Source organism: Vibrio tarriae, from assembly GCF_002216685.1.
Taxonomy (GTDB): Bacteria; Pseudomonadota; Gammaproteobacteria; order Enterobacterales; family Vibrionaceae; genus Vibrio; species Vibrio tarriae.
In genome coordinates, this window is the sequence record NZ_CP022353.1 from 2,958,781 (window position 1) to 2,981,797 (window position 23,017).

The window sequence follows — 23,017 nt, forward strand, 5'->3', positions numbered from 1 at the left end:
ATTCAATCTCGGCTGCTTGTCCAGTTTTGCCCCTACTTTAGGCTGGATCTTCTCTGTAAAATATAGCGGATCTGAATCTGTACTGGACAATTTTTCATTCACTCAATACTATCAGCGCCAAGCTGGTGCTATTTAGATGCCTGGATGGCTAAAAATGGCTGAAAAGGGAATCCGGTGTAAATCCGGAACTGACGCGCAGCGGTAAGAGAGAACGAACGCTCAAACGACACTGCTTTTCGAGTGGGAAGTCGAGCCAGTAGGCCAATAGTGCTCTCAAGTCCGAAGACCTGCCAGCAGCTGAGTGATGCAGTGGTATTGCACTCAGTAGGATTTACGCGACTTAGGACAACATAATGCAAAAGTCTCTTTTAGCGATCACTCTAGCATCGCTGCTTACCCCTATCTCTTATTTACATGCTAACGAAGCACAACCTCAAGAAACTCTGGTGGTGACGGCAAATCGTTTTGAGCAAGCAGAATCATCGGTTCTCTCTTCGGTGACGGTTGTCTCTCGTCAGGAAATTGAAGCTTATCAAGCGAATTCTTTAACTGAAGTGCTGCGCCGAGTGCCTGGTGTCGAGATCGCCCAAAATGGTGGGCGTGGACATAACGCCTCTATTTTTATGCGCGGAACAAACAGTGATCATGTTTTGGTTCTGGTGGATGGTATTCGCATTAACTCCTCTGCGGGTGGTGTAGCCATTAACCGTTTTCCGATTGGCCTTGTTGAGCGTTTAGAAGTGATCCGTGGGCCTAATGCTTCTATGTATGGCTCAGATGCGATTGGCGGTGTGATCAATATTATTACTCGTTCGCACCGTGGGGATGATGATAAACAAGTGACTCTTGGCGTCGGTAGTCTCGCTTCCAAAAAAGCGGATGTGATCGCTAAGGCTGATGTAGAGCAGAAGGGGCATCTCCAAGTCGCTGCTGGTCTTGAGCAAACCGATGGCTATGATATTAAGAAGTCAGGAAAAGGCACTCAGTATGGTTTTGACAGCCAAAATCTAATGGCGGGTTATGAGCATCAACTCAATGATCAATGGCTTGGTTATGTTTCGGCGAGTTGGTTTGACAGTGATGCGGAGTATGATAATTACGGTTCGGTAAATCACGGTTACTCAGAAAATGAAAGTTTCACGGGACAACTGAATTACCAAGGTGAGCAACTGAAAAGTTTAGTGAGTCTGAATTACCAACAAACGGAAAATTTGGATTACTCACTCTCAGAAGGTAAAGCGAACGCAAGCACGAAAGCCAACATCAGCCTGACTCAATTGCAATGGGCGAACTTGTATCAGCTAACAGAGAATGCTGAAATTGGTGCGGGAGTGGATGCTCGTCGAGAGAGTCTTGCCGATGATGCAAAAAACTATGGTTCCTCCCATAAGTTGGCAGGTGAAAGTCTAGATACACGCGGCGTCTTTGCTTCTGGTCGAGTGTATGTTGATAGTTGGACATTTGAATCCAGCATCCGTTATGACAAACATGATAAGTATGATCACTACACAACATGGTCAGTGGCGGCGGGCTATCAACTCAACGATCAACATCGTCTACGTGCCGTCTATGGTACGGCTTTCAAAGCTCCGACTTATTCCGATCTCAGCACCACACCTGATTTGAAACCAGAAGAGTCAAAGAACATTGAATTTGGCGTATCTGGGGTTTACTCATTCGCAAGCTGGAATGCCTCTATCTACGACAATAAAGTGGATAATCTGATCATTTGGTATAAGCCGGCATTATCGTCAGGCAATTGGTATTCCGATAACACAGATGCTCGCATTAAGGGGCTTGAGTTTGATGTGAACTTCAATACAGGCCCAGTGAACCATATGTTGGTGGCTGAATTTAAAGATCATAAAGATGATAATAATGTCCAGCTAGCGCGCCGCGCTGAGCAAAATTACAAATGGATTAGTTCATTGACTGTGGGACAATTTGATTTAAATGCGACTTATACCCTTACCGGTAAGCGTTTAGACCTTCCTACGGCAGCGCCAAAAGCGGATGACTTTATTCCAGCAACCAATCTGTGGGATATGTCAATCGGATATTGGGTGAATGAAGATGTGACGCTTCGCGGCCGAATTGAAAACGTATTCAATGAGCAATATGAAAGTGCGATTGGCTACAAGGCGCCTGAACGTGCCTACTATTTCAATGTCGCTTATCAGTTCTAGTTTTTAAACCGCCTTCGGGCGGTTTTGTTTTTGGGTAACCACGGTGAAGAAAAAGAAAGTCATTATTAGCTGGTCATCCGGCAAAGACTCTACACTCAGCTTAGAGCGGTTGCGTGAAAGGTCGGATGTTGAAGTTGTTGGCCTCTTTACCACCTATGTCGGTAACGAAGTGCCTTTCCAAGCGACACCTATTGAGGTGCTTGAGCTGCAAGCTCAACTCGTCGGCCTTCCTTTATTTAAAATTGAACTGCCCGAGGTTTTTCCTGCCAATCCTATTTATCAAAGCCGAGTCGTGGAAGGATTACAGAACTCAGGTGTGAGATTTGATGCCATCGCTTTTGGTGATCTGTTTTGTAATGGCATCGCTGAGTATCGCAAAAGCTATATCGAGCCTGCGGGTTGGGAATGCCTTTTTCCTCTAATGGGGGAGAGTTCAATTCTTCTGGCACAAGAAATTCTTCGCCGAGGTATTCAAACCTTGGTCGTGACCACGGATGGTGAGCAGCTCAGTTCGGACTATTGTGGGCAATGGTATACCGCGGAATTTTTACAAGCACTGCCACTCAACGTTGACCCATGCGGGGAAAATGGAGAATTTCACACTTTAGTGACGCAATCGCCCAGCATGTCAGGTCGTTTGGAACTGATGCTTGAAGCAAAAAGCCAAACCGAGCGCTTCTGCTACCAAAGGTACCGTGCGTGGATTGCCTAATTTGGCAGAGAGAGTATGATCTCTCGGTTTTTTCTAGTTAGGTTGTTGCATTCGTGTCATCTCAATCTTTTCCTCGTGTACTGATTTTCGATTCTGGTGTGGGTGGTCTTTCCGTATATCGAGAAATTGAAGCCCGCTTGCCGCAATTAAACTATATCTATCTCTTTGATAACGCGGCATATCCCTATGGAGAGCTGACCCAAGAAACACTGATCGCACGAGTCGATACTTTGGTTACTCGAATGGTTGAGCAAGAGCGGATCGATCTTGTGGTCATCGCTTGTAATACCGCGAGCACCATAGTGCTTCCTGTATTACGTGCCAAACTCACGATACCCGTGGTCGGGGTTGTGCCGGCGATCAAACCCGCCTCACTTATTGCTAGCAAGGCGATTGGGCTTATCGCGACCCCAGCCACAGTGAAACGGCAATACACTCAAGAACTGATCCGTGACTTTTCCGCCAACAAAAACGTTGAGCTATTGGGGTCTACACGTTTGGTTAATATGGCTGAAGAGAAATTGCGTGGTAAGCCTCTCGATCTCGAAGAATTAGCCAGCATATTGCAACCCCTGAAGAACACGATTGATGTCGCCGTTTTAGGCTGTACTCACTTTCCCCTGATTAAAGAAGAGATCCAGCAAGTACTTGGAGAGCAAGTGCAACTGATTGATTCTGGTTTGGCCATTGCGCGTAGAGTGCAGGAGTTGCTGGGAATAGATCAAGCGGTTGGTGCAAAGCAAAAGCATCGAATTTATGCAAGCGCACCACCATGGGAGGAAAGTGCGCTGAACATAAAGCTTGAACAGTTAGGTTTTAATCCTATTCAGCCATTTCTTCATCCGATTTAGGATCATTCGCAATGCGAACTTTTAACGTTCGCTGCATATATTCCTTTTCGTTGAGTGCATCAATGGCTGTTTGAGCTTGGCTTGCGGCTATCACCACAAATCCAAACCCTCGCCGTTTACCTGTTCGTTTGTCTTTCATTAAACGCACCGCAAAAACCTCGCCAAACTCGGCGAACAGCTCTTTAACGTGCGATTCATTGGCTTTATAGGGCAGATTGCCCACATAGAGTGTTTTCGTGGTGGAAGACGCCTCTTCATCTTCGCTTGATGAAAGAGTGGGGTGAGTAGAAAGTTTGCAAATTAAAGCCGTTGCAACCACACCAATTAGAAAAGCGAAAGAAGAGTGTAGAGTCAATTGCGATAAAAACCCGGCACCAATAACGGCAAGCAGGGCAATCCATAACATCGATTTGTCAGATTTCATATTGAATTACTACGCATCAGAGAGAAAGAAGATTCACGGTCTATAGATGAATTAACAAAGTAGACACAGGAATCTTACGTATATGCTTGATATTTTTCCAATCGAATGGTGTGACCCCCCTCAAATGTTGAAATTTTATTCGAAAAACACCCCGTTGTTGACTTTTTGAGCGAACGAATGTGTTTGTCAAAAAAAAGCTTGTCATATAACTCAGCCTCCCTATAATGCGCCCTCACTGACACGGCGTGAGATTCAAATCACAAGGTGAAATCAGAAGAGAAGAGAAAGTTAGAAATAACGTTTGACACTCAAATGAATAAGCGTAGTATACGCAGCCCTAGCGAACGAAGCTTAAAATGAATTCGATAGGCAAAGCTCTTTAACAATATAAACCAATCAATCTGTGTGGGCACTCGTTGATGATAATCAAAAAAGATTTATCAATGAACTGAGTGACCATTTGAATGAGCAATCATTCAGCACAGTCAATTCAACATTACTATGTAATGTAATCAGTATTCATTGAGCCGAAGCGAAAGCTTCACAAAACTTTTAATTGAAGAGTTTGATCATGGCTCAGATTGAACGCTGGCGGCAGGCCTAACACATGCAAGTCGAGCGGCAGCACAGAGGAACTTGTTCCTTGGGTGGCGAGCGGCGGACGGGTGAGTAATGCCTGGGAAATTGCCCGGTAGAGGGGGATAACCATTGGAAACGATGGCTAATACCGCATAACCTCGCAAGAGCAAAGCAGGGGACCTTCGGGCCTTGCGCTACCGGATATGCCCAGGTGGGATTAGCTAGTTGGTGAGGTAAGGGCTCACCAAGGCGACGATCCCTAGCTGGTCTGAGAGGATGATCAGCCACACTGGAACTGAGACACGGTCCAGACTCCTACGGGAGGCAGCAGTGGGGAATATTGCACAATGGGCGCAAGCCTGATGCAGCCATGCCGCGTGTATGAAGAAGGCCTTCGGGTTGTAAAGTACTTTCAGTAGGGAGGAAGGTGGTTAAGTTAATACCTTAATCATTTGACGTTACCTACAGAAGAAGCACCGGCTAACTCCGTGCCAGCAGCCGCGGTAATACGGAGGGTGCAAGCGTTAATCGGAATTACTGGGCGTAAAGCGCATGCAGGTGGTTTGTTAAGTCAGATGTGAAAGCCCTGGGCTCAACCTAGGAATCGCATTTGAAACTGACAAGCTAGAGTACTGTAGAGGGGGGTAGAATTTCAGGTGTAGCGGTGAAATGCGTAGAGATCTGAAGGAATACCGGTGGCGAAGGCGGCCCCCTGGACAGATACTGACACTCAGATGCGAAAGCGTGGGGAGCAAACAGGATTAGATACCCTGGTAGTCCACGCCGTAAACGATGTCTACTTGGAGGTTGTGACCTAGAGTCGTGGCTTTCGGAGCTAACGCGTTAAGTAGACCGCCTGGGGAGTACGGTCGCAAGATTAAAACTCAAATGAATTGACGGGGGCCCGCACAAGCGGTGGAGCATGTGGTTTAATTCGATGCAACGCGAAGAACCTTACCTACTCTTGACATCCAGAGAATCTAGCGGAGACGCTGGAGTGCCTTCGGGAGCTCTGAGACAGGTGCTGCATGGCTGTCGTCAGCTCGTGTTGTGAAATGTTGGGTTAAGTCCCGCAACGAGCGCAACCCTTATCCTTGTTTGCCAGCACGTAATGGTGGGAACTCCAGGGAGACTGCCGGTGATAAACCGGAGGAAGGTGGGGACGACGTCAAGTCATCATGGCCCTTACGAGTAGGGCTACACACGTGCTACAATGGCGTATACAGAGGGCAGCGATACCGCGAGGTGGAGCGAATCTCACAAAGTACGTCGTAGTCCGGATTGGAGTCTGCAACTCGACTCCATGAAGTCGGAATCGCTAGTAATCGCAAATCAGAATGTTGCGGTGAATACGTTCCCGGGCCTTGTACACACCGCCCGTCACACCATGGGAGTGGGCTGCAAAAGAAGCAGGTAGTTTAACCTTCGGGAGGACGCTTGCCACTTTGTGGTTCATGACTGGGGTGAAGTCGTAACAAGGTAGCGCTAGGGGAACCTGGCGCTGGATCACCTCCTTACACGATGGTTATCGTGATGAGTGTCCACACAGATTGATTCGGTTTAGATTTGAGCATTAAGTGGGTCTGTAGCTCAGGTGGTTAGAGCGTACGCCTGATAAGCGTAAGGTCGGTGGTTCGAGTCCACTCAGACCCACCACTAACGATGGGGTTATAGCTCAGCTGGGAGAGCGCCTGCCTTGCACGCAGGAGGTCTGCGGTTCGATCCCGCATAACTCCACCATCTTTAAGCGTTTTCGCTGAGAATGTTTAAAAATGGTTTTCATTAGAAAATCTTGCTCTTTAACAATTTGGAAAGCTGACAAAACAACAAATTATTGTTGTTTGTAAAGTTCTCAATGTTTATCGAAAGATAAACACCAACAACACATTCAAGTGTGCTTGGTATCGAATAAGACTTCGGTCTTGTTCAAAATTTGAGTCCGGCAAAATCTGTCTCGCACTCATGTAAATTAAACGCGAGACAACTTAGGTTGTTTAAACAACAACCCGAAACTCCTTCGGGTTGTATGGTTAAGTGACTAAGCGTACACGGTGGATGCCTGGGCAGTCAGAGGCGATGAAGGACGTACTAACTTGCGATAAGCGCAGATAAGGCAGTAAGAGCCGTTTGAGTCTGCGATTTCCGAATGGGGAAACCCAACTGCATAAGCAGTTACTGTTAACTGAATCCATAGGTTAACAGAGCAAACCGGGGGAACTGAAACATCTAAGTACCCCGAGGAGAAGAAATCAACCGAGATTCCGGTAGTAGCGGCGAGCGAACCTGGATTAGCCCTTAAGCGCTCGGTGAAGTAGGTGAACAAGCTGGAAAGCTTGGCGATACAGGGTGATAGCCCCGTAACCGACGCTTCATCGAGCGTGAAATCGAGTAGGGCGGGACACGTGATATCCTGTCTGAATATGGGGGGACCATCCTCCAAGGCTAAATACTCCTGACTGACCGATAGTGAACCAGTACCGTGAGGGAAAGGCGAAAAGAACCCCTGTGAGGGGAGTGAAATAGAACCTGAAACCGTGTACGTACAAGCAGTAGGAGCACCTTCGTGGTGTGACTGCGTACCTTTTGTATAATGGGTCAGCGACTTATATTCAGTGGCAAGGTTAACCGTATAGGGGAGCCGTAGCGAAAGCGAGTCTTAACTGGGCGCTCAGTCTCTGGATATAGACCCGAAACCGGGTGATCTAGCCATGGGCAGGTTGAAGGTTGAGTAACATCAACTGGAGGACCGAACCGACTAATGTTGAAAAATTAGCGGATGACTTGTGGCTAGGGGTGAAAGGCCAATCAAACTCGGAGATAGCTGGTTCTCCCCGAAAGCTATTTAGGTAGCGCCTCGGACGAATACTACTGGGGGTAGAGCACTGTTAAGGCTAGGGGGTCATCCCGACTTACCAACCCTTTGCAAACTCCGAATACCAGTAAGTACTATCCGGGAGACACACGGCGGGTGCTAACGTCCGTCGTGGAGAGGGAAACAACCCAGACCGCCAGCTAAGGTCCCAAAGTATTGCTAAGTGGGAAACGATGTGGGAAGGCTCAGACAGCTAGGATGTTGGCTTAGAAGCAGCCATCATTTAAAGAAAGCGTAATAGCTCACTAGTCGAGTCGGCCTGCGCGGAAGATGTAACGGGGCTAAGCAATACACCGAAGCTGCGGCAATATCTTTTAGATATTGGGTAGGGGAGCGTTCTGTAAGCCGTTGAAGGTGAATCGTAAGGTTTGCTGGAGGTATCAGAAGTGCGAATGCTGACATGAGTAACGACAAGGGGGGTGAAAAACCTCCCCGCCGGAAGACCAAGGGTTCCTGTCCAACGTTAATCGGGGCAGGGTGAGTCGACCCCTAAGGTGAGGCCGAAAGGCGTAATCGATGGGAAACGGGTTAATATTCCCGTACTTCTGACTATTGCGATGGGGGGACGGAGAAGGCTAGGTGGGCCAGGCGACGGTTGTCCTGGTTCAAGTGCGTAGGCTTGAGAGTTAGGTAAATCCGGCTCTCTTTAAGGCTGAGACACGACGTCGAGCTGCTACGGCAGTGAAGTCATTGATGCCATGCTTCCAGGAAAAGCCTCTAAGCTTCAGATAGTCAGGAATCGTACCCCAAACCGACACAGGTGGTCGGGTAGAGAATACCAAGGCGCTTGAGAGAACTCGGGTGAAGGAACTAGGCAAAATGGTACCGTAACTTCGGGAGAAGGTACGCTCTTGATGGTGAAGTCCCTCGCGGATGGAGCTGACGAGAGTCGCAGATACCAGGTGGCTGCAACTGTTTATTAAAAACACAGCACTGTGCAAAATCGCAAGATGACGTATACGGTGTGACGCCTGCCCGGTGCCGGAAGGTTAATTGATGGGGTTAGCGTAAGCGAAGCTCTTGATCGAAGCCCCGGTAAACGGCGGCCGTAACTATAACGGTCCTAAGGTAGCGAAATTCCTTGTCGGGTAAGTTCCGACCTGCACGAATGGCGTAATGATGGCCACGCTGTCTCCACCCGAGACTCAGTGAAATTGAAATCGCTGTGAAGATGCAGTGTACCCGCGGCTAGACGGAAAGACCCCGTGAACCTTTACTACAGCTTGGCACTGAACATTGAACCTACATGTGTAGGATAGGTGGGAGGCTATGAAGACGTGACGCCAGTTGCGTTGGAGCCGTCCTTGAAATACCACCCTTGTATGTTTGATGTTCTAACTTAGACCCATTATCTGGGTTGAGGACAGTGCCTGGTGGGTAGTTTGACTGGGGCGGTCTCCTCCCAAAGAGTAACGGAGGAGCACGAAGGTGGGCTAATCACGGTTGGACATCGTGAGGTTAGTGCAATGGCATAAGCCCGCTTAACTGCGAGAATGACGGTTCGAGCAGGTGCGAAAGCAGGTCATAGTGATCCGGTGGTTCTGTATGGAAGGGCCATCGCTCAACGGATAAAAGGTACTCCGGGGATAACAGGCTGATACCGCCCAAGAGTTCATATCGACGGCGGTGTTTGGCACCTCGATGTCGGCTCATCACATCCTGGGGCTGAAGTCGGTCCCAAGGGTATGGCTGTTCGCCATTTAAAGTGGTACGCGAGCTGGGTTTAGAACGTCGTGAGACAGTTCGGTCCCTATCTGCCGTGGGCGTTGGAAGATTGAAGGGGGCTGCTCCTAGTACGAGAGGACCGGAGTGGACGAACCTCTGGTGTTCGGGTTGTGTCGCCAGACGCATTGCCCGGTAGCTAAGTTCGGAATTGATAAGCGCTGAAAGCATCTAAGCGCGAAGCGAGCCCTGAGATGAGTCTTCCCTGACGGTTTAACCGTCCTAAAGGGTTGTTCGAGACTAGAACGTTGATAGGCAGGGTGTGTAAGCGTTGTGAGGCGTTGAGCTAACCTGTACTAATTGCCCGTGAGGCTTAACCATACAACACCCAAGGGGTTTTGTAGTGGACTCAAAGTTAAGCGCATAAGAATGTGTTGAGAACGAAGACAGCTTTCCAGAATTGTTGGTTATCACTTTTTAAGAAAAAGTGAAATCAAAAACAGAATTTTGCTTGGCGACCATAGCGTTTTGGACCCACCTGATTCCATCCCGAACTCAGAAGTGAAACGAAACAGCGTCGATGGTAGTGTGGGGTCTCCCCATGTGAGAGTAGAACATCGCCAGGCTCCTATTTATTTTCACTTTTAAAAAGTGAAGACAAAAGGTCCGACTGGTCTAGCAATAGACGAGTCACCATAAAGTTCTAAAAATTTTAGAGTTTTATGTTGACTTTCAAAGTGGGAAGCGTATTATACGCACCTCGCTGACGTGCTAAGGTACTGAAAGCCAAGCTCTTTAACAATATAAACCAATCAATCTGTGTGGGCACTCGTTGATGATAATCAAAAAAGATTTATCAATGAACTGAGTGACCATTTGAATGAGCAATCATTCAGCACAGTCAATTCAACATTACTTCGCTTTTTATTAAGCAAAGAATGTAATCAGTATTCATTGAGCCGAAGCGAAAGCTTCAAAAAAACTTTTAATTGAAGAGTTTGATCATGGCTCAGATTGAACGCTGGCGGCAGGCCTAACACATGCAAGTCGAGCGGCAGCACAGAGGAACTTGTTCCTTGGGTGGCGAGCGGCGGACGGGTGAGTAATGCCTGGGAAATTGCCCGGTAGAGGGGGATAACCATTGGAAACGATGGCTAATACCGCATAACCTCGCAAGAGCAAAGCAGGGGACCTTCGGGCCTTGCGCTACCGGATATGCCCAGGTGGGATTAGCTAGTTGGTGAGGTAAGGGCTCACCAAGGCGACGATCCCTAGCTGGTCTGAGAGGATGATCAGCCACACTGGAACTGAGACACGGTCCAGACTCCTACGGGAGGCAGCAGTGGGGAATATTGCACAATGGGCGCAAGCCTGATGCAGCCATGCCGCGTGTATGAAGAAGGCCTTCGGGTTGTAAAGTACTTTCAGTAGGGAGGAAGGTGGTTAAGTTAATACCTTAATCATTTGACGTTACCTACAGAAGAAGCACCGGCTAACTCCGTGCCAGCAGCCGCGGTAATACGGAGGGTGCAAGCGTTAATCGGAATTACTGGGCGTAAAGCGCATGCAGGTGGTTTGTTAAGTCAGATGTGAAAGCCCTGGGCTCAACCTAGGAATCGCATTTGAAACTGACAAGCTAGAGTACTGTAGAGGGGGGTAGAATTTCAGGTGTAGCGGTGAAATGCGTAGAGATCTGAAGGAATACCGGTGGCGAAGGCGGCCCCCTGGACAGATACTGACACTCAGATGCGAAAGCGTGGGGAGCAAACAGGATTAGATACCCTGGTAGTCCACGCCGTAAACGATGTCTACTTGGAGGTTGTGACCTAGAGTCGTGGCTTTCGGAGCTAACGCGTTAAGTAGACCGCCTGGGGAGTACGGTCGCAAGATTAAAACTCAAATGAATTGACGGGGGCCCGCACAAGCGGTGGAGCATGTGGTTTAATTCGATGCAACGCGAAGAACCTTACCTACTCTTGACATCCAGAGAATCTAGCGGAGACGCTGGAGTGCCTTCGGGAGCTCTGAGACAGGTGCTGCATGGCTGTCGTCAGCTCGTGTTGTGAAATGTTGGGTTAAGTCCCGCAACGAGCGCAACCCTTATCCTTGTTTGCCAGCACGTAATGGTGGGAACTCCAGGGAGACTGCCGGTGATAAACCGGAGGAAGGTGGGGACGACGTCAAGTCATCATGGCCCTTACGAGTAGGGCTACACACGTGCTACAATGGCGTATACAGAGGGCAGCGATACCGCGAGGTGGAGCGAATCTCACAAAGTACGTCGTAGTCCGGATTGGAGTCTGCAACTCGACTCCATGAAGTCGGAATCGCTAGTAATCGCAAATCAGAATGTTGCGGTGAATACGTTCCCGGGCCTTGTACACACCGCCCGTCACACCATGGGAGTGGGCTGCAAAAGAAGCAGGTAGTTTAACCTTCGGGAGGACGCTTGCCACTTTGTGGTTCATGACTGGGGTGAAGTCGTAACAAGGTAGCGCTAGGGGAACCTGGCGCTGGATCACCTCCTTACACGATGGTTATCGTGATGAGTGTCCACACAGATTGATTCGGTTTAGATTAGAGAAGAGTATCTTAGTGTCCCGTTCGTCTAGAGGCCTAGGACACCGCCCTTTCACGGCGGTAACAGGGGTTCGACTCCCCTACGGGATACCACTTCCCTTGAGAAGTTAATGGGTCGTTAGCTCAGTGGTAGAGCAGTTGGCTTTTAACCAATTGGTCATAGGTTCAAATCCTATACGACCCACCATTTCCTTCCTCCACAGGAAGTAAAACATGTGGGCGATTAGCTCAGTTGGGAGAGCACCTGCCTTACAAGCAGGGGGTCACTGGTTCGAACCCGGTATCGCCCACCACTAACGATGGGGTTATAGCTCAGCTGGGAGAGCGCCTGCCTTGCACGCAGGAGGTCTGCGGTTCGATCCCGCATAACTCCACCATCTTTAAGCGTTTTCGCTGAGAATGTTTAAAAATGGTTTTCATTAGAAAATCTTGCTCTTTAACAATTTGGAAAGCTGACAAAACAACAAATTATTGTTGTTTGTAAAGTTCTCAATGTTTATCGAAAGATAAACACCAACAACACATTCAAGTGTGCTTGGTATCGAATAAGACTTCGGTCTTGTTCAAAATTTGAGTCCGGCAAAATCTGTCTCGCACTCATGTAAATTAAACGCGAGACAACTTAGGTTGTTTAAACAACAACCCGAAACTCCTTCGGGTTGTATGGTTAAGTGACTAAGCGTACACGGTGGATGCCTGGGCAGTCAGAGGCGATGAAGGACGTACTAACTTGCGATAAGCGCAGATAAGGCAGTAAGAGCCGTTTGAGTCTGCGATTTCCGAATGGGGAAACCCAACTGCATAAGCAGTTACTGTTAACTGAATCCATAGGTTAACAGAGCAAACCGGGGGAACTGAAACATCTAAGTACCCCGAGGAGAAGAAATCAACCGAGATTCCGGTAGTAGCGGCGAGCGAACCTGGATTAGCCCTTAAGCGCTCGGTGAAGTAGGTGAACAAGCTGGAAAGCTTGGCGATACAGGGTGATAGCCCCGTAACCGACGCTTCATCGAGCGTGAAATCGAGTAGGGCGGGACACGTGATATCCTGTCTGAATATGGGGGGACCATCCTCCAAGGCTAAATACTCCTGACTGACCGATAGTGAACCAGTACCGTGAGGGAAAGGCGAAAAGAACCCCTGTGAGGGGAGTGAAATAGAACCTGAAACCGTGTACGTACAAGCAGTAGGAGCACCTTCGTGGTGTGACTGCGTACCTTTTGTATAATGGGTCAGCGACTTATATTCAGTGGCAAGGTTAACCGTATAGGGGAGCCGTAGCGAAAGCGAGTCTTAACTGGGCGCTCAGTCTCTGGATATAGACCCGAAACCGGGTGATCTAGCCATGGGCAGGTTGAAGGTTGAGTAACATCAACTGGAGGACCGAACCGACTAATGTTGAAAAATTAGCGGATGACTTGTGGCTAGGGGTGAAAGGCCAATCAAACTCGGAGATAGCTGGTTCTCCCCGAAAGCTATTTAGGTAGCGCCTCGGACGAATACTACTGGGGGTAGAGCACTGTTAAGGCTAGGGGGTCATCCCGACTTACCAACCCTTTGCAAACTCCGAATACCAGTAAGTACTATCCGGGAGACACACGGCGGGTGCTAACGTCCGTCGTGGAGAGGGAAACAACCCAGACCGCCAGCTAAGGTCCCAAAGTATTGCTAAGTGGGAAACGATGTGGGAAGGCTCAGACAGCTAGGATGTTGGCTTAGAAGCAGCCATCATTTAAAGAAAGCGTAATAGCTCACTAGTCGAGTCGGCCTGCGCGGAAGATGTAACGGGGCTAAGCAATACACCGAAGCTGCGGCAATATCTTTTAGATATTGGGTAGGGGAGCGTTCTGTAAGCCGTTGAAGGTGAATCGTAAGGTTTGCTGGAGGTATCAGAAGTGCGAATGCTGACATGAGTAACGACAAGGGGGGTGAAAAACCTCCCCGCCGGAAGACCAAGGGTTCCTGTCCAACGTTAATCGGGGCAGGGTGAGTCGACCCCTAAGGTGAGGCCGAAAGGCGTAATCGATGGGAAACGGGTTAATATTCCCGTACTTCTGACTATTGCGATGGGGGGACGGAGAAGGCTAGGTGGGCCAGGCGACGGTTGTCCTGGTTCAAGTGCGTAGGCTTGAGAGTTAGGTAAATCCGGCTCTCTTTAAGGCTGAGACACGACGTCGAGCTGCTACGGCAGTGAAGTCATTGATGCCATGCTTCCAGGAAAAGCCTCTAAGCTTCAGATAGTCAGGAATCGTACCCCAAACCGACACAGGTGGTCGGGTAGAGAATACCAAGGCGCTTGAGAGAACTCGGGTGAAGGAACTAGGCAAAATGGTACCGTAACTTCGGGAGAAGGTACGCTCTTGATGGTGAAGTCCCTCGCGGATGGAGCTGACGAGAGTCGCAGATACCAGGTGGCTGCAACTGTTTATTAAAAACACAGCACTGTGCAAAATCGCAAGATGACGTATACGGTGTGACGCCTGCCCGGTGCCGGAAGGTTAATTGATGGGGTTAGCGTAAGCGAAGCTCTTGATCGAAGCCCCGGTAAACGGCGGCCGTAACTATAACGGTCCTAAGGTAGCGAAATTCCTTGTCGGGTAAGTTCCGACCTGCACGAATGGCGTAATGATGGCCACGCTGTCTCCACCCGAGACTCAGTGAAATTGAAATCGCTGTGAAGATGCAGTGTACCCGCGGCTAGACGGAAAGACCCCGTGAACCTTTACTACAGCTTGGCACTGAACATTGAACCTACATGTGTAGGATAGGTGGGAGGCTATGAAGACGTGACGCCAGTTGCGTTGGAGCCGTCCTTGAAATACCACCCTTGTATGTTTGATGTTCTAACTTAGACCCATTATCTGGGTTGAGGACAGTGCCTGGTGGGTAGTTTGACTGGGGCGGTCTCCTCCCAAAGAGTAACGGAGGAGCACGAAGGTGGGCTAATCACGGTTGGACATCGTGAGGTTAGTGCAATGGCATAAGCCCGCTTAACTGCGAGAATGACGGTTCGAGCAGGTGCGAAAGCAGGTCATAGTGATCCGGTGGTTCTGTATGGAAGGGCCATCGCTCAACGGATAAAAGGTACTCCGGGGATAACAGGCTGATACCGCCCAAGAGTTCATATCGACGGCGGTGTTTGGCACCTCGATGTCGGCTCATCACATCCTGGGGCTGAAGTCGGTCCCAAGGGTATGGCTGTTCGCCATTTAAAGTGGTACGCGAGCTGGGTTTAGAACGTCGTGAGACAGTTCGGTCCCTATCTGCCGTGGGCGTTGGAAGATTGAAGGGGGCTGCTCCTAGTACGAGAGGACCGGAGTGGACGAACCTCTGGTGTTCGGGTTGTGTCGCCAGACGCATTGCCCGGTAGCTAAGTTCGGAATTGATAAGCGCTGAAAGCATCTAAGCGCGAAGCGAGCCCTGAGATGAGTCTTCCCTGACGGTTTAACCGTCCTAAAGGGTTGTTCGAGACTAGAACGTTGATAGGCAGGGTGTGTAAGCGTTGTGAGGCGTTGAGCTAACCTGTACTAATTGCCCGTGAGGCTTAACCATACAACACCCAAGGGGTTTTGTAGTGGACTCAAAGTTAAGCGCATAAGAATGTGTTGAGAACGAAGACAGCTTTCCAGAATTGTTGGTTATCACTTTTTAAGAAAAAGTGAAATCAAAAACAGAATTTTGCTTGGCGGCCATAGCGTTTTGGACCCACCTGATCCCATCCCGAACTCAGAAGTGAAACGAAACAGCGTCGATGGTAGTGTGGGGTCTCCCCATGTGAGAGTAGAACATCGCCAGGCTTTAACTTGTTGTTTTTAGATTTTAAGAAAAATCTAAAGGCAAAAAAAAGTAGACGAAACGTCTAACCAGACAGCGGAGCGGTAGTTCAGTCGGTTAGAATACCGGCCTGTCACGCCGGGGGTCGCGGGTTCGAGTCCCGTCCGCTCCGCCACTTATTTGAGAAACCCAGTCTTAGGACTGGGTTTTTTGCTTTCTGGAAATCATTGAAAGCCAGATTTTAATCACCGCTTATCGCCTGTCATCGAGTTCACTTCTTACGCTTTCAATCATCCATAAAGTCTGACTCTTATCGTTCCTCTCTCTATTCATTCTGTTACGGCTGAGTTTTGCCGACTCTCTATTTAACAGCTCTAGTTTGTCGTCTTGTCGTATCGCTAGATCGAGCAATAAAAAAACCGATGCTGTGCATCGGCTTAGAGTTTGGAGAGTTTTGTCATTAGCCGCGCAGAGCAGCTTTGGCGAGGAGGACTTTTTTGTCTGAATCAGAGAGGAAGGAGAGTTCTAGACCATTTTGCTGAGCTTGGCGGATCTGCACTTGGCTTAAGCCTGCTTGAGGAGCTGTGACTTCATATTCGTAAGGTAGTTCAATACCTTCTACAGCAGGGTCGTCGGTGTTAATGCAGGCTAAAATACCATGCTCTAAGAAACGCTTAAGAGGATGTGTGGCTAGGCTATCCACCGTGCTCGTCTGCAGGTTGGAAGTCAGGCATGATTCGATACCGATCCGGTGTTGGGCGAGGTAGTCCATCAGTTTCGGGTCATGGATGGCTTTGACTCCATGGCCAATCCGGGTTGCGCCTAGATCTCTGATCGCTTGCCACATGCTTTCTGGCCCCGCAGCTTCACCTGCATGAACAGTCACATGTATCCCAGCGTCTCTGACTTGTTTAAAATGTTGGATAAAGCGGTCGCCGGGTTGCCCCAATTCATCTCCTGCGAGATCGACAGCTACAATGTGATTTTTCTGGCTTAGAATGGCGTCGAGTTCTTGTTGGCAAGCATCGGTGCCAAAGGTGCGGCTCATAATGCCAATAAGGTTGGCTTGAATGCCAAAATCACGCACACCAGCGCGTACTCCATCGACAACGGCTTCTACTACCCCGGCAACCGGTAAGCCGTGTTTCATGGCCATGTAATAAGGAGAGAAACGTAGTTCTGCATAGTCAATACGGGCGTTAAGTGCATCTTCGACGTTTTCGTAGGCAACACGACGGCAAGCATCAAGATCGCCTAGTACCGCTACACCCCAATCCAGTTTCGATAAGAAGGCAACCAGTGAGGGCTCTGCTTCGACAATTTGTACATAAGGGGTGAGAGTTTCTACCGTGTTTGCAGGTAGCTTAACACCGAATTTTTGCCCTAATTCCAAAATGGTTTGGGTGCGGATATTACCGTCAAGGTGACGATGCAAATCAGTTAAAGGGAGCGATGAAGTTATCATTATTGTTGTCCTTATCAGTATTTGCCGTTAAGTATAAAAACCAATCCACGGGCTGTCAGCTAAGCAAAAGAAAGAAAAGGACTTATTTTGTTTAACTTTGCTTCATGTTAACCAGATCTGTTGGCCAATCCTGATAAGCTATAGGTTTACTGAATAAGAAGCCTTGCCCACGTGGACAGTCTAGTTGATTCAGTAAATCAACCTGTTCTTGAGTCTCTATTCCTTCTGCGACTAGCTCTACTTTGAAACCGCGAGTCATGTTAACGATCGCGGCAACAACGCTGTTTTCGATATTGTAAGCATTGAGTTGAGAGACAAATTCCCTATCAATTTTTAGGCAATCGAAAGGGAGTTTGTGTAAGTAGGCGAGAGAGCTATAGCCCGTACCAAAATCATCGATTGCAATGTGTATTCCTGCTTTTTTCAACTCAAGCATATTGTGCAATATAACGGGGTCGTTATCGACAATACGCGATTCGGTGATTTCGAGAGTAAGGTTGGCGGGCTGTAAACCTGACTCGCCTAGCACACTATGTAACTGAGCGATAAAATCCGGGTGAGAGAGCTGATTAACCGATAGATTGACATGCATATGGAAAGCTGATGGCCACTTATTTTCTGCAATGCCACGAACGGTATCAGCACAGGCTTGACGTAAGATCTGCTCACCAATGGCATTAATCAATCCGCTCTCTTCTGCAATCGGAATAAATTCCATAGGTGGGATTAAACCGAATTCTGGCGAGATCCAACGAGCAAGCGCTTCAGCGCCTAATACTTCACCACTATTTAAATCGACGATTGGCTGATAGAAGGGAACGAACTCTCGATTATCGAGTGCCAGTTTTATCTGCGTGACCATGAGCATTCTTTTACGTGAGGCATTCGCCATCTCTGGTGAGTAAAAACTGATATGGGTATGTTCTGCTTTTGCGTTACTGAGAGCGATGCTGCCATTACGTAGCCAAACGGTCATATTCGGCTCTTCAAGGTACACAATTCCGATCGACACATTCACGGCAATGTTGTCGCTTGGCATGCTAAATGGAGACGAAAACAGCTTAAGAATATCGGTAGCCAAACTTTTTAAATCATCTTGCTGGTTCACATCAGGTAGATAAATAGCAAATTCATCGCCACCAATCCGAGCAATAAGAGCGGGCTCGGGAAACGTCACTTTCAGTCTTTGAGCAATGGCAATCAGCAGTTGATCGGCCTGATGGTGACCTAAGCTGTCGTTAATATCGCGGAATTTATCAATCCCGATCAGAATCAGGCCACCATTCAATTGCGGGATTTGATTGCAATGTTCAACTAACCCCTCTCGACTTAGGAGTTGGGTAAGAGAATCGTACACCAACTGGGAGCGTAATGCTTTGAATGAGGCTTTGAGGCTATTGGTCATTTCAATAAAGGCTTGGACAAGCAAACTGGTCTCATAGATCTTACCTGGCTTGGGCATGTTGGCCGTCCAGTCACCATTGGCGAGTTGTCGGGCCGCTGAGGCAGTAGAAATGATCGGGTTGGCGACGCGGTTTAATGCCACCAAACCGAGTACTAAACCCGCTAAACTCACTAACAAACCAATCGCCCAGCTGGTTTTTTGGTTTTCAGGTAAGCTGCCTAAGAGATCCCCTTCCGCTATTGAAACATTGATATGCCATGTGAGGCCATATTGATCGGTAAAAGCAGATGCTTGATTGAAATAGCGCTGTTGATTGACGTAGGTGGTAAAAATACCCGCATTTAGACCTTGCAAACCCAGTTGTTCGGCGCTGCTGCGAATGATCGGATTACGATTCTCGCTTGCGAGCAGCCTTTCGCCTTTCGGGCTTAACGATGTTCCCCAAGAAACCACGCTGCCATCACTGGAGTGGGCAATCAAGCGGTGCTGATTGTCCATCACATAAACGTCAGCATTCATACGCTGTTTGAGCTCAGAGAGAAAAAAGTTAAAAGTATTGAGTTTGACATCAGCAACCATGACGCCAATAAACGTTTTATCTTGAAAAACTGGGCTGAGTGCGGAGAGGGTGATTTCCTGCTTCTCATCCATGTTGGTATAAACGGAAGACCATTGTGACGATGGCTTCTGCGCGACGGGAGCGAACCAAGGCCTAATGCGTGGGTCATAGCCATCGATAACTGTACGTAGCTGATCATTCATTGCAGATGTTTGATAAATAACCAGTTTGTCGTTAGTGCGCGCATCCTTGAGCATTAAGCTGTATTGCTCAGGTGCATCTCTACGTAGCCCCACATATTCCCCATTCATTCCACCAAAACCGATTACATCGATTTGTTGGATATTTTTACCTATGGGATTGGCAGCCGCACGAATGAAGTCTTCAATTCGACTAACGTCATTGGGTTGATAGAGATGATGAAAGCCTACATTGTAGGCAATCATCTGATTGGCAAAAAAAGGTCGATGTAGAAAGTCTGACAAGCGCTGCGAGATACTATCGGTCAGATAAGATAACTGCTTAGAGCTAAGTTCTTTTATCGTCTGCTCATAACGATAAGTTTGAACAGCTGCCATAGCCAGAATCATGAACAGAAAGATCGAGACAAAAGGCAGTATAATGGCGGTTTTTAAGCGAATTTGGCGTTTTAAAGGCATACCCTTCTCTAATCTCACTTCCTGTGCAGTCAAGTTGGGTAGGTCGTTAAGCTGACACTTAATATAACTCTTTGAGTTTGCGTGTTAGCGTATTCCGTCCCCAGCCCAATACTTTGGCGGCTTCTTGCTTATGCCCATTGGTGTGGTGAAGTGCCGCTTCTAAAAGTATACGTTCAAATTCTGGGAGTGCGTAGGCGAGCAACTCGGTTTCACCGGAGGCCAGCGCAGACTTTGCCCATATTTCTAACTGTTTCTGCCAACTTATATCATTATCAAAATGACTGGCTTTTTTTTCTGATAATAATTCGGAAGGAAGATCACTTGGCAGCACTTCGCTACCACTTGCCATCACCGTGAGCCAGCGACACATGTTTTCGAGTTGACGAACGTTGCCCGGCCAATCGAGCTTGGTCAGAATATCAACGGTGCGTGGATTGAGCGTTTTCATCTCCACCCCGAGCTCTTTGGCTGCCAGCGCTAAAAAGTGCTTAGTCAGCTTTTCGATATCTTGTCGACGTTCACGCAGTGACGGGATATGGATACGAATGACGTTCAGACGATGGAATAAGTCTTCACGAAATTTGCCTTGATGAACCAGTTTTTCAAGATTTTGGTGAGTGGCCGCGACGATTCGTACATCGACTTTTATCGCGACATGACCGCCAACGCGATAAAACTGACCATCCGCCAATACGCGTAGTAACCGAGTTTGAATATCGAGCGGCATATCGCCAATTTCATCAAGAAATAAAGTGCCGCCATTGGCTTGTTCGAAGCGACCTTGGCGCACCGTATTGGCACCAGTAAACGCGCCTTTTTCATGGCCAAACAGTTCAGATTCGATGAGATCTTTAGGAATCGCCGCCATGTTGAGGGCAATAAACGGCTTTTGGGCACGAGGGCTGTGTCGATGCAGAGCATGAGCGACCAATTCTTTACCGGTTCCAGATTCACCGTTGATCAATACCGAAATCGAAGAGCGTGATAAGCGACCAATTGCGCGAAACACTTCTTGCATAGCTGGCGCTTCACCAATGATTTCAGGAGCCGAATAGTTTTCACTGGGGCGATGAGATGTCTTGCGCTGTTCTTGGCCGTGAGCGATGGCACGCTCGACTAAGGTGAGGGTTTCATCAACATCAAAAGGCTTGGGAAGATATTCGAATGCGCCTTGTTGGTAGGCATTGACGGCGGCATCCAGATCCGAATGCGCGGTCATAATGATCACCGGAAGTTCAGGGGTGCGTTGGTGCACTTGATTGAGCAGAGCAATACCATCCATCCCTGGCATGCGAATGTCTGAGACGAGAACGTCGGGAGTTTCACGCTCCAGTGCCAGCAGTACACTTTCCGCATCTGCGAATGTTTCGCATTTTATATGGGCTGAAGAGAGCGTTTTCTCCATCACCCAGCGAATGGAACTATCATCATCGACAACCCAGACGTATCCTCTACTCATAGACAATCCTTAACAGCAATTCAAAATTGGCAAATAAATGGTAAACACGGTGCGTCCTGGCCAGCTTTGCACCTCTATTTTTCCCTGATGTTGATCGATCAGGTTTTGTGAAATGGATAACCCCAAGCCTGTGCCTCCTTCGCGGCCACTCACCATGGGATAAAACAACGTATCTTGCAGTTCGGGAGGGATACCGGGGCCGTTATCGATAATCTCGATGCTGGCGACGAGCTTATGGCGTTGACCATGGATATTGGCTTGATGCACTGTTCTGGTGCGCAAGGTGATCACGCCGTGCGTTTGGTTAGCCAAAATTTGCGCCGCATTACTGACAATGTTCAATAAGGCTTGTTCGATTTGATCTGTGTCCATCAAGATGTTGGGCAGACTCGGATCATAATCGCGCTCAAAGACCAAATTAGCTCCCGCTTCTAACTCGACCAACTGACGCACCTTCTCCAAAATCAGGTGAAGGTTTTCCCATTTTTTCTCCCCCGGTCGTTGCGGGCCGAGTAAGCGATCAACCAAACCCCGCAAGCGATCTGCCTGTTCGATGATGATTTGGGTATATTCAATAAGGGCGGGATCGGGAAGCATACGCTCTAAAAGCTGAGCCGCACCTCTTAAACCGCCCAAGGGATTTTTGATTTCATGAGCCAATCCTCTGACCAATAACTTAGCCGCTTGTTGCTGAGCGTGTTGGTTGAGTTCTTGGGTGAGTCTGCGTTGTTGGCCGATCGTGCGCATTTCGGCCAGTAAGAGCAGCTCTTTGTGCCACGAAATTGGGCTGACGGTGACTTCGAGCATTAAGGGTTTGCTATCAATCACCAAAGTGACATCGCTGTCAGTAATGCTCTGTCCGCTCTGTAGTGGTTGCGTGAGCAGTTGTAAATCGAGAGACGAATGTTGCACCAATTGATTTAAACTTTGATTCATCAAGCGTTTGGCGCTTTGTGAAAATAACTGTTCAGCGGCAGGGTTGGCGTAGCGAATCATCAATGACTCATCCAAAATGAGCACTGATGTGACCTGATTATTAATGATGGTTTGGCTTAATTCTGCACTCACACTCATTCTCGCTCGATGATCTTAGGCTTGTTGAGTGATGCACAAAATTGGTGCATCACTCAACAAGTATGGCGCAAGGGGGGGCAAACAAAAAGAACATTCCCCTAGGCGATCGAGCTAACGGTCACATCCTGCGGTTATTTCACCGTGGCTCGATGCAAATGCACCGTGATAATCGATGAAGATGCAATTATCTTGCCGCTTTCAATCGCTTGGATGGTAAAGGTATGAGTACCGCGATCGACATTCTTTAATTCCCATACCGCTTGGTTGGTGGGGGCACCATAAGGTCGACCATCCATCATCAATTGCAATTGCTCACCAATAGAGAGTTTTCGGTTGAGTTCAGAGCGAATGATGATAGTGCCGCTGTTACTGCGTACTGTATCGTCATGTTTGGGTGAGACTAAACTAATTTTTAGCGGCTCAAGAGTTTCAGGTACGGGAGACGCTGTCGAATCGGTTGGTTCCGTTTTAGAGGCAGCTACATTACTAAGTCCTGTTTTAGCCTCCGTTTCTGTTGTGACAGGCTGAGTTGAGTCGAAGCTAGGGGCTGGAGCTTGCGCTTCGTAATCCGGTAGATGGATGGATTTTGCTTTGTCACTTTGCGGACTGTCACTAAAGTGCAGAACCCCTTTTTCATCGACCCAAGTGTAGACATTTTGCGCAGTGATCTGTGGCACCCAAAGCAAACTAATGAGTAGCCATAGAAGACGAGACGATGGCATATATCACCTCAATGACATTAATGATTCACGTTAT

At 48.3% G+C, this 23,017-nt stretch carries 9 protein-coding genes, 7 tRNA genes, 6 rRNA genes and 1 riboswitch; of the genes, 16 read left to right on the forward strand and 6 right to left on the reverse strand.

The genetic code is table 11. From position 1 onward, the window contains the following. Window positions 1-106 precede the first annotated feature (106 nt). Window positions 107-309: riboswitch (cobalamin riboswitch) on the forward strand. Window positions 310-353: 44 nt separating this feature from the next. Genes CEQ48_RS19485 through murI form a run of 3 tightly spaced genes read left to right on the forward strand, consistent with a single transcriptional unit; the run spans window position 354 to window position 3,749 of the window. Further along, window positions 354-2,186 carry a TonB-dependent receptor domain-containing protein gene (locus CEQ48_RS19485; protein WP_089072324.1) on the forward strand — a complete coding sequence of 611 codons (1,833 nt, stop codon included), beginning with the start codon at window positions 354-356 and terminating at the stop codon, window positions 2,184-2,186. Between the two features lie 43 nt (window positions 2,187-2,229). Beyond that, the gene (locus CEQ48_RS19490; protein ID WP_089072325.1) at window positions 2,230-2,898 is read left to right on the forward strand and encodes a Dph6-related ATP pyrophosphatase; all 669 of its coding nucleotides are present in this window, start codon (window positions 2,230-2,232) and stop codon (window positions 2,896-2,898) included. 53 nt (window positions 2,899-2,951) lie between these two features. Continuing rightward, window positions 2,952-3,749: a glutamate racemase gene (gene murI / locus CEQ48_RS19495; protein WP_089072326.1), complete on the forward strand. Its 798-nt coding sequence runs from the start codon at window positions 2,952-2,954 to the stop codon at window positions 3,747-3,749. On the opposite strand, the gene CEQ48_RS19500 is transcribed toward murI, so the two are convergent. Beyond that, entirely contained in the window at window positions 3,721-4,173 is a 453-nt protein-coding gene (locus tag CEQ48_RS19500; RefSeq protein ID WP_089072327.1) for an RNA recognition motif domain-containing protein, read from the reverse strand. The two genes, murI and CEQ48_RS19500, sit on opposite strands and share 29 nt — an antisense overlap. Window positions 4,174-4,726: 553 nt before the next feature. Here CEQ48_RS19500 and CEQ48_RS19505 point away from each other — a divergent pair. The 13 genes from CEQ48_RS19505 to CEQ48_RS19570 all read left to right on the forward strand — a co-directional run bounded on the left by CEQ48_RS19505 (window position 4,727) and on the right by CEQ48_RS19570 (window position 15,815). Continuing rightward, window positions 4,727-6,269 (forward strand): 16S ribosomal RNA (locus CEQ48_RS19505). 62 nt (window positions 6,270-6,331) lie between these two features. Continuing rightward, a tRNA-Ile gene (locus CEQ48_RS19510) sits at window positions 6,332-6,408 on the forward strand. An 8-nt stretch (window positions 6,409-6,416) separates the two neighbouring features. Further along, window positions 6,417-6,492: transfer RNA gene (locus CEQ48_RS19515), tRNA-Ala, on the forward strand. A gap of 288 nt (window positions 6,493-6,780) precedes the next feature. Continuing rightward, window positions 6,781-9,667 (forward strand): 23S ribosomal RNA (locus CEQ48_RS19520). Window positions 9,668-9,796: 129 nt separating this feature from the next. After that, window positions 9,797-9,912: ribosomal RNA gene (rrf, locus tag CEQ48_RS19525) — 5S ribosomal RNA — on the forward strand. Between the two features lie 360 nt (window positions 9,913-10,272). Then, a 16S ribosomal RNA gene (locus CEQ48_RS19535) occupies window positions 10,273-11,815 on the forward strand. Window positions 11,816-11,883: 68 nt separating this feature from the next. Beyond that, a tRNA-Glu gene (locus tag CEQ48_RS19540) sits at window positions 11,884-11,959 on the forward strand. Between the two features lie 19 nt (window positions 11,960-11,978). Beyond that, window positions 11,979-12,053 (forward strand) — tRNA-Lys (locus tag CEQ48_RS19545). Between the two features lie 30 nt (window positions 12,054-12,083). Beyond that, window positions 12,084-12,159: transfer RNA gene (locus CEQ48_RS19550), tRNA-Val, on the forward strand. Between the two features lie 8 nt (window positions 12,160-12,167). Next, window positions 12,168-12,243, forward strand: a tRNA-Ala gene (locus tag CEQ48_RS19555). Between the two features lie 288 nt (window positions 12,244-12,531). After that, a 23S ribosomal RNA gene (locus tag CEQ48_RS19560) occupies window positions 12,532-15,418 on the forward strand. Between the two features lie 129 nt (window positions 15,419-15,547). Beyond that, a 5S ribosomal RNA gene (gene rrf / locus CEQ48_RS19565) occupies window positions 15,548-15,663 on the forward strand. Together the 16S, 23S and 5S rRNA genes with 7 tRNA genes alongside form the textbook arrangement of a ribosomal RNA operon. Window positions 15,664-15,738: 75 nt before the next feature. Continuing rightward, a tRNA-Asp gene (locus CEQ48_RS19570) sits at window positions 15,739-15,815 on the forward strand. Between the two features lie 285 nt (window positions 15,816-16,100). On the opposite strand, the gene add is transcribed toward CEQ48_RS19570, so the two are convergent. The 5 genes from add to CEQ48_RS19595 form a co-directional block, all read right to left on the reverse strand. Then, window positions 16,101-17,105: an adenosine deaminase gene (gene add, locus CEQ48_RS19575; protein WP_089072328.1), complete on the reverse strand. Its 1,005-nt coding sequence runs from the start codon at window positions 17,103-17,105 to the stop codon at window positions 16,101-16,103. Between the two features lie 91 nt (window positions 17,106-17,196). Beyond that, complete coding sequence (gepA, locus tag CEQ48_RS19580; RefSeq protein WP_181716680.1) at window positions 17,197-19,728, reverse strand: phosphodiesterase GepA; 2,532 nt, start codon at window positions 19,726-19,728, stop codon at window positions 17,197-17,199. A gap of 58 nt (window positions 19,729-19,786) precedes the next feature. After that, entirely contained in the window at window positions 19,787-21,187 is a 1,401-nt protein-coding gene (gene glnG / locus CEQ48_RS19585; RefSeq protein ID WP_089072329.1) for a nitrogen regulation protein NR(I), read from the reverse strand. 9 nt (window positions 21,188-21,196) lie between these two features. Next, the gene (gene glnL, locus CEQ48_RS19590; RefSeq protein WP_181710730.1) at window positions 21,197-22,255 is read right to left on the reverse strand and encodes a nitrogen regulation protein NR(II); all 1,059 of its coding nucleotides are present in this window, start codon (window positions 22,253-22,255) and stop codon (window positions 21,197-21,199) included. 137 nt (window positions 22,256-22,392) lie between these two features. Next, window positions 22,393-22,983 carry a DUF4124 domain-containing protein gene (locus tag CEQ48_RS19595; RefSeq protein WP_089072331.1) on the reverse strand — a complete coding sequence of 197 codons (591 nt, stop codon included), beginning with the start codon at window positions 22,981-22,983 and terminating at the stop codon, window positions 22,393-22,395. Between the last annotated feature and the right edge of the window lie 34 nt (window positions 22,984-23,017).

Bases quoted from the DNA above. Each gene is read 5' to 3' on its own strand.
- gepA (WP_181716680.1), bottom strand. From the start codon at position 19,728: ATGCCTTTAAAACGCCAAATTCGCTTAAAAACCGCCATTATACTGCCT.
- CEQ48_RS19485 (WP_089072324.1), top strand. From the start codon at position 354: ATGCAAAAGTCTCTTTTAGCGATCACTCTAGCATCGCTGCTTACCCCT.
- CEQ48_RS19595 (WP_089072331.1), bottom strand. From the start codon at position 22,983: ATGCCATCGTCTCGTCTTCTATGGCTACTCATTAGTTTGCTTTGGGTG.
- add (WP_089072328.1), bottom strand. From the start codon at position 17,105: ATGATAACTTCATCGCTCCCTTTAACTGATTTGCATCGTCACCTTGAC.
- CEQ48_RS19500 (WP_089072327.1), bottom strand. From the start codon at position 4,173: ATGAAATCTGACAAATCGATGTTATGGATTGCCCTGCTTGCCGTTATT.
- glnG (WP_089072329.1), bottom strand. From the start codon at position 21,187: ATGAGTAGAGGATACGTCTGGGTTGTCGATGATGATAGTTCCATTCGC.